Genomic DNA, 13,117 nt, shown 5'->3' with positions numbered 1-13,117 from the left:
TGGGCGGGGCCTTCGGGTTCCGCCCTCGTCATTTGCCGATGAGGGCGGGCGGCCGGACCGGCACCGTGCGGGCGGTCGGCCGGGTCGCTCGTCAGTCCAGTTGCAGCCGGTCCGCGAGCCCCGCCGCGGTGAACGCCTTCACCACGTCCTCCCGCGTCTCGGTGAAGTGGGCCCAGCTGTCGCAGTGGGCCGGGACGACGCGGCGGGCGTTCAATAGCTGTGCGGCCCTCGCGGTTCCGGCGCCGTCGAGGACGAGGAGGGCGTCGTCGAGGACGGGCAGACGGGGTGCGCCGGCGAAGAGGACGGCGGTGTCGACGGGGGCGTACCGGCCGGCGATCTCCTGGACCAGGTCCAGGGAGGCGTTGTCGCCGCTGACGTAGACGCTCGGCAGGTCGGCGGAGGTCAGGACGAAGCCGGTGACCTCGCCCACGATCGGCTCGGAGCCCTCGGGCCCGTGCAGGGCCGGCGCGGCGGTGACGGTGACGGTGCCGCCGTCGGGGCGGGGCAGTTCGGCGGACTCCCAGGGGGCCAGGGCCCGGGTGGTGCCGCCGAGGCGGCCCGCGGCGCTCGCGGTGGTGAAGGTGCGCGGCACCTCGGCGAGCAGGGCGCGGCCGGAGTGGTCGAGGTTGTCGGCGTGCTGGTCGTGGGAGAGCAGGACGACGTCGACGGGGCCCAGTTCGGCCCGGCCGATCCGGGGCGGGGCGGTTTTGGTCAGGACCCGGCCGCTGGGCGCGGGGTAGTCGCCGGGGTCGTCGAAGGTCGGGTCGGTGAGGAAGCGGAGTCCGCCGTACTCGATGAGGACGGTCGGACCGCCGAGGACGCGGACGGGTATCTGCTCGCTCGTGGTGTCGGAAGTCGGACCGGCAGCAGCCATGGTGAGCACCTCACAGCATCGTCATCACGGATGAATAGTGGTCTATCCGTGAAGTGACGTTAGTAGTTCCTCACGGATGGGTGCAAGCCCTACCATGAGATTCATGACAGGGAGCGTGAGAGACGAGCAGGCACCACCCCCCGCGCCGGGCGCGGAGCAGCATCCGGCCCTCGACCTCGCCAACAGCGCCGTCGCCCTGCCCGGCGGCCAGTTCATCGACCTGCTCGGCACGCCCGCCGCGGCGGACCGGTGGCTCGTGGAGCGCGGCCTGGCCCCGGCCGGCACGGACCTCCAGGAGACCTGTGCGGCCCGGCTGCGGTCCCTGCGCGAAGAGGTCCGCTCCCTGCTCGCCTCCCGGGTCGGCGGCCACCCCGCCCCCGCGGCCGCCCTGACCGCCGTCAACGACGCGCTCACCCGCGCCCCCGCGGCCGCCCTGCTGCACTGGCACCCCGAGCACGGTCTGTACCGGGCGGCGTCCCACCCGACCACCCAGATCGTCGAGCACGCCCTGGCGGCCCTCGCCGCCGACGCCGCCGACCTGCTCACCGGCCCCGACGCCGACCGCCTCACCGCCTGCGGCTCCACTCCCTGCAACCGCTACCTGCTCCGGCACGGCCGCCGCCACTGGTGCTCCACCCGCTGCGGCGACCGCGCCCGCGCGGCCCGCGCCTACGCCCGCCGCACCGCACCGCCACCGGCCGGCCGAGCCGGCGGAGGCGTGGCCGATACAGGCAGCTGATTCCCGGCGCGGCGTTCGGCGGCCGCGTCTGCGACCAGTGCGCGTCCTTTCTCGCCGATCAGGGCACGCCGGGCGGGATCGTCGAGCACGGGCCGGCCGAGGGGATGTTCAACGCGCCGGTGGACCAGCGGACGGCGGATCATGTGGCGGGGCGGTTCGGCTGAGGTGCGCGCCGCTGGTTGTGCCGCGAAGTGCCGCCGGGCGTCTGCTGCGCCGTCTGGGCCGATCGCGCAGTTCCCCGCGCCCCTTTGGGGCGCTCAGCAGTACGGCGCCTGGTTGGTGAGCGACGCCGCCACTCGCATCCACACCCCGAACAACCGGTATAGAGCAGGCATTTCACCGGATACCCGCACCGTGCGGCTGTCCTCGGCCGTCACCCCGGGTATGCCGAGCAGGGTCGCCGCGACCGAGGCGGACTGCCAGCGGACGGCGAGGGTGGCCTCGGCGGTGGAGGCCCGAGGGCGCGCGGGCGGTACGGCCAGGGCCCGCGCGACCGACTCCTCGATGGCCGCGCGCGCCTCGTCGGCCGGACGCAGCCGGGCCGCGAAGCGGTCGTGGGCGTATTTCACGGCGACGGTGACGACCGACGCGTCCCACGCCGTCATCTCCGCGCACGCCGTGTCGTCACCCGTGAGAGCCACCACGGGGACGCCGAGGGCCGCCGCGGTGGCGTGGGCGAGGCCGATCTCCCCGACGGGACGGCCGTCCAGCCGGATGTCCTCGATCTCGTGCCCCATGAAGCTGTGGCTGAGCACGCCGAGAGCACCGGCCCGGGAGTGATAGCCGACACACAGCGCGGCGTCGTGCCCGGCGTCGAGCCCCTCCAGCATGCCCATCTGCTTGGGCTTGCCGCGGATCAGGCGGGCCGCCGGATGCAGCGCCTCGGGCAGCAGGTTGCGCATCGGGCCGTGTGCGTCGTTCACCAGGACATCGCTCGCCCCGGCCGCCAGCGCGCCTCGCACGGCCGCGTTCACGTCCTCGGCCATCATGGAGCGGCCCCGCTCGTAGTCCCGCCCGCCCGGCTGGACGTCGTCGGCGTCGACGAGCCCGGTGATGCCTTCCATGTCCACGCTGATGTAGATCCGCACGGCACCGACCCTAACCCGACCCTACGTATTGTAGGTTCCCAACCGCCCACGGCCACACGTCTGTTCAACGGGGGAGAAAATGCAGGAAACAGAAACGGAGCCCGGCCCAACGGCGGCCCTCTGTCCGCGCAGTCTCGCCCCGACGCTGGCCCTGCTGGCCGTCAGCCTGGTCATCGCCGCCGTCGGCGTCTACGAGCTGTGCGGCTTCGGGCTGCACAGCCTGGACCGGCGCCCGCATCTGTTCAGCGACGGCCTCGCCACCGGCGGGGTGATCGTCGCCGTGGTGGCGGCCGGGGCGGCGGTGGGCAATCTGGCCTGGCTGCTGGCGGCCGCCCGGCGCGGCACCCGGGGACCGGGATGAGAACCTGTGCACCGGGTATGCGCAAGCCCGTGCCCCCGCTACCCTACGAGTTGTAGGGTCAGCGTTGCCCCGTCCCCTCCTTCAAGGTGCCCGTCACCATGCCCGCGAGTCAGTCGCCCCCAGTCACTCCACAGGTTCCCGCTCAGCGGAGGCCCCGCCTCCCCATCCCCGCTCTGCCGTCCGGCGACGACCGGCTGCGCAAGCGCGCGGCGTCGGCCACCGTCTGGTACCTGCGGCTGCAGGCCGTGCTCAACATCGTCGCCGTTCTCTCGCTGCCGTTCCGCGAGGAGGTGCACGAGCACAACGCGGGCGAGTTCTTCACACCGTACCTGGCCACCGCGGGCCTCATCTCGGCGGCACTCGCCCTGTTCCTCGCGGTGGTGATGCGCCGCCGCAAGCGGGCCGCATGGGTCTTCAACCTCCTGCTCGCCGGCCCCCTCTTCGGCCTCTACGTGCTCGCCCTGACCCGCGAGCCGTACCGCGAGCACGTCTTCAACTGGCTCTCCGCGGCCCTCACCGGCCTGTTCGTGGCGGCCCTGCTGATCGGCCGGCGTGAGTTCGACGCCATCGGCGACCGCTCCAACCCGCGCCTCGCACTCGTCGTCGGCGCGGGCGGCGCGCTGGTCAGCAGCACGCTCGGCACGCTGCTGGTGCACGCGACGAACAAACTCCCCGGCGCCACCCTCAAGGACGAGATCGCCTATACCCTGCTGCGGGGCGTCAGTGTCGGCCCGCTCGCCGACCGGGTCGACGCCGTGCACGCCCCCCGCTGGGCGGACGTGATCGTCAACATCCTGATCGCGGCGACCTTCCTGCTGGTGCTGTACGCCTGCTTCCGCTCCCCGCGCGGCGAGTGCCTGCTCGCCGAGGAGGACGAGCGGCAGCTGCGCTGCCTGCTCGACAAGCACGGCGAACGCGACTCCCTCGGCTACTTCGCGCTGCGCCGCGACAAGGCCGTCATCTTCTCCCCCAGCGGCAAGGCGGCCGTCGCCTACCGCGTCATCGGCGGCGTCAGCCTGGCCTCCGGCGACCCCATCGGCGACCCCGAGGCCTGGCCCGGCGCCATCGACGCCTGGCTGGCGGAGGCCCGCCGGCACGCCTGGACCCCGGCCGTCATGGGCGCGAGCGAGGAAGCGGGCACGATCTACGCCCGCCACGGCCTGGACGCCCTGGAACTGGGCGACGAGGCGATCGTCGACCTCGCCGACTTCACCCTCGACGGCCGGGCGATGCGCGTGGTGCGCCAGGCCCACAACCGTGTCCGCAGGGCCGGCTACACGGTCCGCATCCGCCGCCACGAGGACATCCCCGACGAGGAGATGGCCCTGCTCATCGACCGCGCCGACCACTGGCGCGACGGCGCCACCGAGCGCGGCTTCTCCATGGCGCTCGGCCGCCTCGGCGACGCCGGCGACGGCCGCTGCGTGATGCTGGAGTGCCTGGACGCCGACGACGTGCCGCGCGCCCTGCTCAGCTTCGTCCCCTGGGGCGAGCACGGCCTCTCGCTGGACCTGATGCGCCGCGACCGCGACTGCGAGAACGGCCTGATGGAGTACATGGTCGTGGAGCTGCTGCTCCAGGGCGAGAAGCTGGGTGTACGACGGGTGTCGCTGAACTTCGCGATGTTCCGCTCGGTCTTCGAGCGAGGCTCCCGCCTCGGCGCCGGACCGGTGCTGCGCCTGTGGCGCTCGGTCCTCACCTTCTTCTCACGCTGGTGGCAGATCGAGTCCCTCTACCGCGCCAACGCCAAGTACCGCCCGGTGTGGGAGCCCCGCTTCCTTCTCTTCGCCAAGAGCAGCGACATCCCCCGCATCGGCCTGGCCAGCGCCCGCGCGGAGGGCTTTCTGACCCCGCCGGCCCTGCCGGCCTTCACCCGCCGCAGGCAGTCGGCCTCCCCGGAGCTCACTTCACCCCGGCCGACCGCAGCACCGTGAGCACCAGTGTCCGTGCCACCGCCACCACCTCGGGCACGGACACGCACTCCCGCGCGCTGTGCGCCACCCGCACGTCCCCGGGCCCGTACTGCAGCGTCGGAATCCCGGCCCCGGCATACAGCCTGAGGTCGCTCCCGTAGGGCGCCCCGCGCTCCCGGGGCCGGGCGGCCCAGCCGCCCGCGTCGGCGCAGGCGTCGCGCACCTCGTCGCGCAGCGGATGCCCCTCGGTGAGACGTCCGCTCGCGAACTGCCCGCCCGGCCAGCTCACGGTCGCCGGATGCTCCCGCAGCCAGGGGTGGGCGGCGCAGGCCTCGGCCACACAGCACTCCAGCTCGGCGCGCGCGTCGGCCACTTCCTCGCCCAGCCGCACGCCCAGCCGGCCCTCGGCGACCAGCAGGTCGGGCACGCTGCTCGCCCAGTCGCCCGAGCGCAGGGTGCCGACGGAGAGGGCGTAGGGGATCGGGTACTCGGCCATCAGCGGCGAGGGGTCGACGTTGCGGGACGCCTCCAGACGGGCCAGCGCCTCGTGGAGCGGCACATAGGCGTCGATCGCGCTGACCCCGGCATCCCGCGAACTGGCGTGGGCCGCCTTGCCGGGCACGGTGAGCCGGAACGTCAGCGCGCCCGCGTTCGCGGTGATGAGCGTGCCGGCGGTCGGCTCGGTGATGACGTAGGCGTCACCGCCGTACCCCCGCTTCAGGGTGCCGAAGGCACCGATCCCGCCGTCCTCCTCGCCGACCACGAAGTGGGCGGCGACCCGTCCGCGCAGCCGCAGCCCGGCCGCCCGGACAGCCTCCAGCGCGGCGAGGTGCGCCACCAGTCCCGCCTTCATGTCGCAGGCCCCACGCCCGTGCACGACGTCCCCGGTCACCCTCGGCACGAACGGATCCCCGTCCCAGGCGGCACGGTCCCCCGGCGGTACGACGTCCACATGCCCCTGCAGGATCAGCGTCGGCCCGTCGTCACCGCCCGCCGTGTGCCCCACCAGACCCCAGGCCTCCTCGCGCGGCACCTCCATGCCGGGGAACGCCGGGTCGGCGAGCAGCGCGGGCAGGTCCATGGACCACAGGTCGACATCGAGCCCGAGCCGCTCCAGCCGCCCGGCGAGGTGATGCTGGATCTCCGACTCGGCGGCGCTGCCGGTCACGCTCGGGATCGCGATCAGCTCCAGCAGCGTCCGCCCGACGGCCGCCTCGTCGACACACGCGAGTGCGGCGGCTTCCTGATCACTGAGCACGGGGACTCCCCTCCCGGGACGGCTTCGTCTCAGATCATGACCCCGCAAGCCGCCGCTGACGAGCCCCCCAGGGGCCACCCGCGCCCGACCACGAAAGCCGCACGAGCGGCGCCGGTGGGAAAACCGAACGAAACCCACCGCAAGCCGCCGACGACGAGCACCCCCACAAGGGCCACCCGCACCACCCGACCACGAAAGCCGCACGGGTGGTGCGGGTGGGAAACCCGGATACCTCAGCCCCCACCCACGGTGAACCCGATCACCGCCCCACCACCCTCCCGTCGGAAGGCGAACGGCGCCCCACCATGCGCCATGGCAACTTCCCGCACGATCGAAAGCCCCAGCCCCGACCCCGGCAACGAGCGCGCATCCGCGGCCCGGTAGAACCGGTCGAAGATCCGGATGAGATCCCCCTCGGCGATCCCCGGACCCCGATCGAGAACCTCGACCCGCACCGTCCCCGCCCGCGCGGCCCCCCCGACATGGACCTCGATCGGCCCCTTCCCCTCCCGGTCGAACTTCGCCGCGTTCTCGACCAGATTGGAGATCGCCCGCTGCAGCATCCCCGGCCGCCCGTCGGTACTCGTGTCCCCGCTCGTACGCAGCACGATCTCCCGCCCCGTACGCCGCTTGGCCAGCCCCACCACTTCCTCGGCGATGTCGGCGAGATCCACCCGCTGCGGCGGCTCCGTGTCGGACTGCCCGGCCGCGAGATCGACCAGCTCATTGACCAGATCGGTCAGTTCCCGGGCCTCCTGGGTGAGATCGGCGACGAGTTCCTCCCGGGTCGCCGGGGGAAGCTCGTCGATCCTGCGCAGCAGCGAGATGTTCGTACGCAACGACGTGAGCGGCGTCCGCAGCTCGTGCCCCGCGTCCTGGACCAGCCGCCGCTGGTCCTCCTCGGACTGGGCGAGCCGCCCCAGCATCCGGTCGAAGGCACGCCCGAGCCGCCCCACCTCGTCGAGGCCCGCGACCGGGACCTCGATGCCCAGCTGCCGCGTGCGGGCCACGTCCTCGGCGGCCGAGGTGAGGACCACCAGGCGCCGGGTGATCCGGCGCGCCAGCCACCATCCGAACAGGCCCGCGGCCACCACGACGGCGGCCATCAGGATCAGCGTCCGCTGCTGCAGGGCCCGCAGCAGATCCTCGGTGTCGCTGAACTCCTGAGCGACCTGCACGGCGCCCTTCCCGTCCCCCAGCGAGACGGTGGCGATGCGGAACAGGTCCTCCTCGACCCGGACGTCCTTGTGCTGGACCAGCTTCCCGGCCGCCTGCGCGCGCGCCATCGCCTTGTCCCGGACGGTGACGGGCAGCACGGGGCTGCCGTGGTCGACGATCTGCCCCTGTGCCCCGAGCACCTGCACATCGGTCCGGGCCGGCCGGACCAGATCGTGCCCCGGGCGGGAGGAGGAGAAGTCCTCCGGGACCATCTCGTGCGTCCGCACCTCGTCCTGCACGTCCTGTACGACCTGCGTGAACACCGACTGCTGGTCGACCCGGACCAGGCGCGCGGCGGAGCCGTACGACAGGATGCCGACGAGCATCGTGACGGCGGCGGTGACGGCCGCGAAGGACACCGCGAAGGTGGTGCGCAGGGAGACCAGCCTGGGCCGGTGCCCGGCCCGCAGCCGCCACCGCCGGGCCACTAGTCCTCCCGCAGCACGTAACCCACGCCCCGCACGGTGTGGATCAGCTGCGGAGCGCCGGGCTCGTCCAGCTTGCGCCGCAGGTAGCCGACGTACACGGCGAGGTTCTTGGAGCCGGGGCCGAAGTCGTAGCCCCAGATGCGGTCGTAGATGGTGGAGTGGTCGAGCACGATCCCGGAGTTGCGCGCCAGCAGCTCCAGCAGCTCGAACTCGGTGCGGGTCAGCTCCAGCTCACGCTTGCCGCGCCAGGCCCGCCGGGCCTGCAGGTCCATCCGGATCCCGGCGGCCTCCACCTGGCGGTCGGAGATCTGCGCCTCGCGCGCGCCGTCGCCGCCGGTGCCCCCGGCGCCGCTGCCCGCGGGCACCGGGCTGGTCCGCCGCAGCAGTGCCCGCAGCCGGGCGAAGACCTCTTCGACGTCGAACGGCTTGACGACATAGTCGTCGGCACCGGCGTCCAGGCCCGCGATGCGGTCGGCCGTCTCCACGAGGGCGGTGAGCATGAGGATCGGGGTGCGGTCGCCCTCGGCCCGCAGCACCCGGCAGACCTGGAGCCCGTCGATGCCCGGCATCATCACGTCGAGCACGAGGACGTCCGGCGGGGTCTTGTGGGCCTGCGCCAGCGCTTCCACGCCGTCGGCGACCGCCGTCACCTCATACCCCTCCAGGGCCAGGGCACGCTCCAGGGCATGGCGGATGGCACGATCGTCTTCGGCGAGCAGCACAGTCTGGGGCACGCCCCCCAGTCTGCCAAGACCCGCGGCGATTCGGCCGGGACGAGCGGGCCTACGATCACGCTTTTTACCGCCCTCTCACCGTCGCAGAGGCAACCGGAAGGCCCGCCCTACCGTCTTCTCACCGTCGGCCACCCCACCGCGTCGGCCACCGCCGAGCCGACCGGGCCGGGCGCGCGGGAGAGGGAATCACGGCTTCAGCGCGGCCAGCCGCTCGGCGAAGGACACCACGGCGGTCCCGTTCGGCCGGCCCGCCAGAGGCATCAGCGCCATCAGCTCACCGGCGGCCCGCTCGATCCGCTCCGGCAGCCCCTCCGCGCCCCAGTCCTCGGAGGCGGCGTAGACGCCGGTCGGTACGACCACGGCCCTCAGGTGGGCGAAGAGCGGCCGCAGCGCGTGCTCCAGCACCAGCGAGTGCCGGGCCGTGCCGCCCGTCGCGGCGATCAGCACCGGCTTCCCCGCCAGCACGTCCTTGTCCAGGACGTCGAAGAACGACTTGAACAACCCGCTGTAGGAGGCGCTGAACACCGGCGTGACGACGATCAGCCCGTCGGCCCCCGCCACCGCGTCCTGCGCGGCGGCGAGGCCCTTGCCCGGGAACCCGTTGGTGAAGTTGTGCGCGATCTCGACCGCGAGGCCACGCAGCTCGATCACCTGGACCTCCAGCGGCGCCGACGCCTGCCGTGCCACCTCCGCCGCCAGCCGGTCGGCCAGCAGCCGGGTGGAGGACGGGACGCTCAGCCCCGCCGATACGACGACGAGCTTCATACGGTGATCGCCTCCTTCGCGGCGAGCAGCGACCGGTGGGTCGGCGCTTCGGGCACCCCGGCCGGACGCCCGGCGGCGAACTCCTTGCGCAGCACCGGCACGACCTCCTCGCCGAGCATGTCGATCTGCTCCAGCACGGTCTTCAGCGGCAGTCCCGCGTGGTCCATCAGGAACAGCTGGCGCTGGTAGTCACCGGCGTACTCCCGGAAGCTCAGCGTCTTCTCGATCACCTGCTGCGGGGAGCCGACCGTCAGCGGGGTCTGCTCGGTGAAGTCCTCCAGCGAGGGCCCGTGCCCGTACACCGGCGCGTTGTCGAAGTAGGGCCGGAACTCCTGTACCGCGTCCTGCGAATTGCGGCGCATGAACACCTGGCCGCCGAGCCCCACGATCGCCTGCTCCGGCGTGCCGTGCCCGTAGTGGGCGTAGCGGGCCCGGTACAGCTCGACCATCCGCTTGGTGTGGTCGGCGGGCCAGAAGATGTTGTTGTGGAAGAAGCCGTCGCCGTAGTACGCGGCCTGCTCGGCGATCTCCGGCGAGCGGATCGACCCGTGCCAGACGAACGGCGCTACGCCGTCCAGCGGCCGGGGCGTGGACGTGAAGCCCTGCAGCGGTGTGCGGAACTTCCCCTCCCAGTCGACGACGTCCTCGCGCCACAGCCGGTGGAGCAGGGCGTAGTTCTCGACCGCGAGGTTGATGCCCTGCCGGATGTCCTGCCCGAACCAGGGGTAGACCGGTCCGGTGTTGCCGCGCCCCATCATCAGGTCCACCCGCCCGTCGGCCAGGTGCTGGAGCATCGCGAAGTCCTCCGCGATCTTCACGGGATCGTTGGTGGTGATCAGGGTGGTCGAGGTGGAGAGGACCAGCTTCTGTGTCCGCGCCGCTATGTAGCCGAGCATCGTGGTCGGGGACGACGGCACGAACGGCGGATTGTGGTGCTCGCCGGTGGCGAAGACGTCGAGCCCGACCTCCTCGGCCTTGAGCGCGATGGCGACCATGGCCTTGATCCGCTCGCGCTCGGTCGGCGTACGCCCCGTGGTGGGGTCCGGCGTGACGTCGCCGACCGTGAAGATCCCGAACTGCATGGTCGCTCATCCTCCAAGTGGTTGACCATTCAACTACACCCCTCCAACGGTCACCCACCCGGCGATATTCCGGCCCCCGGAGGCACCCCCCTCAGGGCACCAGCACCAGCCGCCCGCGCACCCCGCCCGCGGCCAGCCGCGCATGCGCCTTCGCCGCGTCCGCGAGGCCGTACGTCTCGGCCACCCGCAGGCTCAGCACCCCCTCGTCCACCAGCCGCACCAGCTCCGCCAGCCGGGCCCCGTCGGCGCCCACCTGCACGGACGTGGTCCGCACCCCGCGCACCGAGGCGGGCTGTCGGCCGGGCTGGGCACTGACGAACACACCCCCGTCGCGCACCCACTCCAGCGCCGGCTCACCGAGCATGGCCAGGTCCAGCACCGCGTCCACGCTCCCGGGCGCGACCCCCTCGGCCGTGAAGTCCGCGGCCCCGAAGGACCGCACCAGCCCCTCGTCGGCCGACCGGGCCTGCCCGGTCACGGCGATCCCCCGGTGCGCGGCCAGCTGTACGGCGAACCCGCCGACGGCACCCGCCGCACCGGTCACCAGCAACGACCCGCCCGGCGCCAGTTCCAGCAGGTCAAGGGCCTGAACGGCGGTCAGCGCGTTCAGCGGCAGCGTCCCGGCGTGCACCGCGTCCGCCGTGGCCGGCGCCTTGGCCACCGCGTCCGCCGGCACGACGACGTACTCGGCGTGCGCGCCCAGCGGCTCGGCCACGCCCGCCGCGAGGGCCACCACCTGCTCGCCGGCCCGCCAGGCCGCGGCCGGCCCGACCGCGTCCACCGTCCCGGCCACGTCCCAGCCGAGCCCCAGCGTCCGGCCCGCCCCGCCGAAGACGCCGGCCCGCACGGCCAGGTCCACGGGATTCACCGCACTGGCCGCCACCTTGATCCGCACCTGCCCCGCCCCCGGCTCCGGCACCGCCACATCCGCGATCTCCACGGCCTCCGGACCACCGAACGTCGTCACCACGGCAGCACGCATATCAACTCTCCCCGATTCAAAGGCATTTGATGAGCTCTGCGGCGATTTCCCCGCCGCAGCACCAACTCTAGGAGAGCTACTATCCATGGGTAAGTAGTTACCTGGGAGTGCGTAGAAGACCCGGAGGAGAGCCCATGGCGACCAAGACCGCCGCCCAGCGCCGCGAGCAGGCCCGTATCGACTACGACGCCTTCCTGCGCAACTGCCCCACCAACCAGCTCCTCGGCCGGCTCAGCGACAAGTGGGTCAGCCTCGTCGTCTCCGCCCTCTACGCCGGCCCCCAGCGCTACAGCGACATCGGCCGCCGAATCGCCGGCGTCAGCCCCAAGATGCTCACCCAGACCCTGCGCACCCTGGAACGCGACGGCATCGTCTCCCGCACCGTCACCCCGTCCGTCCCGGTCCGGGTCGACTACGAACTCACCCCGCTCGGCCAGAGCCTCGCCGGCCTGCTCACCGCGGTGAAGGAATGGGCCGAAACCCACTTCGAGGAGGTACGGACGGCCCGCGAGCAGTACGACGGGGAGAACCCCGCCTAGCCGGCCAGGGCCCGTCCGGCGGATCAGGCCCTAGACCCGGCCCTCCCGCAGCCGCGCGATCTGCTCCCCGCCGAACTCCACCGTCCGCTCCATGTGCCGCACGATCGTGGCCAGCTCGGCATCGTCCAGCTCGTCGAAGATCCGGGACCAGTCACCGGCCAGCGCGTCCCACATCCGGCCGAACTCGGCGATCTTCTCCGGCACGGTCGCCACCAGCACCCGCCGCCGGTCCGCCGCATCGCGCCGCCGCTCCACGTACCCGGCCCGCTCCAGCCGGTCCACCAGCCGCGTCGCCGACCCCGTCGTCAGCCCCGTCAGCTCCGCGACCCGGCCCGTGGTGACCGGCTCCGTCTCCAGGGTGAGCAGATTCAGACACTGCAGATCGGTGGGGTGCAGCCCGATCCGGTCCGCGACGGCCTGATTGAACAGGGCGTACGAGGCCATGTACCGCCGGGACACCGCGCCCAGCTCCGCCAGCAGCCTGGACCGCCCGGTCCCGTTCCCGGCCATGCCGTACTCCCCTTCGTCTGCGTGGTGCAGAGATCGTACGACGCTCCCGGCACCTCAGAAGACGTATGCGTCACCGGTGCCGAGGACCAGCACCTTCAGCTGGTCGTTCGCACGGTTCTTGTCCACCACGCCCCCGTTCCAGGCGGTGTCCACCTCCAGCGTCAGCTGCGACGGCTTCTCCTTCAGCCGCACGGTCACCTTGATCTTCTCCCCCACCTGGTCCACACCCAGCGCCCCGGTCCCGCACACCACCGTGCGCTCGTCCGTCCGCGCACACCCGCCCGGCAGCCGCTGCGCGTCGGCCAGCGGCACCGACCAGCGCAACAGCACGCTCGCGTCCGGCACGGCCGACGGACCGTTGTCGCCCGGCGTCAGAGCGACCTCCACCTGGTCCCCGTTCATCACCGCGCTCCCGTGGAAGACCAGATCGGCCTCGGGCGCGGGAGCGGCTCCGGCCGCCCCGGCACCCGACGCGGCCATCACCACGGCACCGCACGCACCCAGCACCCACGACCTCATCCGCATGCCACCTCGCCTCAGGCTTCATCCCGTATGCCGTACGGATGTATGCCACGCGCACGGACCACCAGGCGCCCTCCAACAGGTGACACCACACCCCCGTGCGA

At 72.7% G+C, this 13,117-nt stretch carries 14 protein-coding genes; 4 read left to right on the top strand and 10 right to left on the bottom strand.

Annotated features, from left to right (window positions below):
• Positions 1–91: 91 nt before the first annotated feature.
• Positions 92–874: an MBL fold metallo-hydrolase gene (locus AVL59_RS03355; RefSeq protein WP_067316844.1), complete on the bottom strand. Its 783-nt coding sequence runs from the start codon at positions 872–874 to the stop codon at positions 92–94.
• A gap of 94 nt (positions 875–968) precedes the next feature.
• Here AVL59_RS03355 and AVL59_RS03350 point away from each other — a divergent pair, with 94 nt between their 5' ends.
• Positions 969–1,613, top strand: coding sequence for a CGNR zinc finger domain-containing protein (locus AVL59_RS03350; protein WP_067299713.1), 645 nt, complete (start codon positions 969–971; stop codon positions 1,611–1,613).
• 257 nt (positions 1,614–1,870) lie between these two features.
• Here AVL59_RS03350 and AVL59_RS03345 read toward each other — a convergent pair whose 3' ends face one another.
• The gene (locus AVL59_RS03345) at positions 1,871–2,701 is read right to left on the bottom strand and encodes a M55 family metallopeptidase (RefSeq protein WP_067299712.1); all 831 of its coding nucleotides are present in this window, start codon (positions 2,699–2,701) and stop codon (positions 1,871–1,873) included.
• Between the two features lie 79 nt (positions 2,702–2,780).
• Here AVL59_RS03345 and AVL59_RS03340 point away from each other — a divergent pair, with 79 nt between their 5' ends.
• Positions 2,781–3,062: a hypothetical protein gene (locus AVL59_RS03340; protein ID WP_067299711.1), complete on the top strand. Its 282-nt coding sequence runs from the start codon at positions 2,781–2,783 to the stop codon at positions 3,060–3,062.
• A gap of 98 nt (positions 3,063–3,160) precedes the next feature.
• Positions 3,161–4,996, top strand: coding sequence for a phosphatidylglycerol lysyltransferase domain-containing protein (locus AVL59_RS03335; RefSeq protein WP_067299710.1), 1,836 nt, complete (start codon positions 3,161–3,163; stop codon positions 4,994–4,996).
• On the opposite strand, the gene AVL59_RS03330 is transcribed toward AVL59_RS03335, so the two are convergent.
• The 6 genes from AVL59_RS03330 to AVL59_RS03305 all read right to left on the bottom strand — a co-directional run bounded on the left by AVL59_RS03330 (position 4,965) and on the right by AVL59_RS03305 (position 11,442).
• A complete protein-coding gene (locus AVL59_RS03330) occupies positions 4,965–6,233 on the bottom strand; it encodes an ArgE/DapE family deacylase (protein ID WP_067299709.1) in 1,269 nt (422 codons plus the stop codon). The genes AVL59_RS03335 and AVL59_RS03330 overlap by 32 nt on opposite strands.
• Positions 6,234–6,466: 233 nt before the next feature.
• On the bottom strand, positions 6,467–7,879 hold the full coding sequence (locus AVL59_RS03325) for a sensor histidine kinase (RefSeq protein WP_067299708.1): 1,413 nt from the start codon (positions 7,877–7,879) through the stop codon (positions 6,467–6,469).
• Positions 7,879–8,613: a response regulator transcription factor gene (locus AVL59_RS03320; protein ID WP_067299707.1), complete on the bottom strand. Its 735-nt coding sequence runs from the start codon at positions 8,611–8,613 to the stop codon at positions 7,879–7,881. Before AVL59_RS03320 ends, AVL59_RS03325 begins: the two co-directional genes overlap by 1 nt.
• A 186-nt stretch (positions 8,614–8,799) precedes the next feature.
• Positions 8,800–9,378, bottom strand: coding sequence for an FMN reductase (locus AVL59_RS03315; RefSeq protein WP_067299706.1), 579 nt, complete (start codon positions 9,376–9,378; stop codon positions 8,800–8,802).
• A complete protein-coding gene (locus AVL59_RS03310) occupies positions 9,375–10,460 on the bottom strand; it encodes an LLM class flavin-dependent oxidoreductase (RefSeq protein WP_067299705.1) in 1,086 nt (361 codons plus the stop codon). The genes AVL59_RS03315 and AVL59_RS03310 overlap by 4 nt, the downstream gene beginning before the upstream one ends.
• Before the next feature lie 91 nt (positions 10,461–10,551).
• Positions 10,552–11,442, bottom strand: a complete 891-nt coding sequence (locus AVL59_RS03305) for an NADP-dependent oxidoreductase (protein WP_067299704.1) — start codon at positions 11,440–11,442, stop codon at positions 10,552–10,554.
• 134 nt (positions 11,443–11,576) lie between these two features.
• Between AVL59_RS03305 and AVL59_RS03300 the strand changes: the two genes are divergently transcribed.
• Positions 11,577–11,981, top strand: a complete 405-nt coding sequence (locus tag AVL59_RS03300; protein WP_067299703.1) for a winged helix-turn-helix transcriptional regulator — start codon at positions 11,577–11,579, stop codon at positions 11,979–11,981.
• A 30-nt stretch (positions 11,982–12,011) separates the two neighbouring features.
• Here the strand turns inward: AVL59_RS03300 and AVL59_RS03295 are convergent, their stop codons facing one another.
• Entirely contained in the window at positions 12,012–12,491 is a 480-nt protein-coding gene (locus AVL59_RS03295) for a MarR family winged helix-turn-helix transcriptional regulator (RefSeq protein ID WP_067299702.1), read from the bottom strand.
• A gap of 54 nt (positions 12,492–12,545) precedes the next feature.
• On the bottom strand, positions 12,546–13,016 hold the full coding sequence (locus tag AVL59_RS03290) for a hypothetical protein (protein ID WP_308281868.1): 471 nt from the start codon (positions 13,014–13,016) through the stop codon (positions 12,546–12,548).
• Positions 13,017–13,117 lie beyond the last annotated feature (101 nt).

Source organism: Streptomyces griseochromogenes (genome assembly GCF_001542625.1).
GTDB lineage: Bacteria > Actinomycetota > Actinomycetes > Streptomycetales > Streptomycetaceae > Streptomyces > Streptomyces griseochromogenes.
The sequence above is the reverse complement of the archived record's forward strand: the minus strand, read 5'-3'. Positions and strand labels throughout refer to the sequence as shown.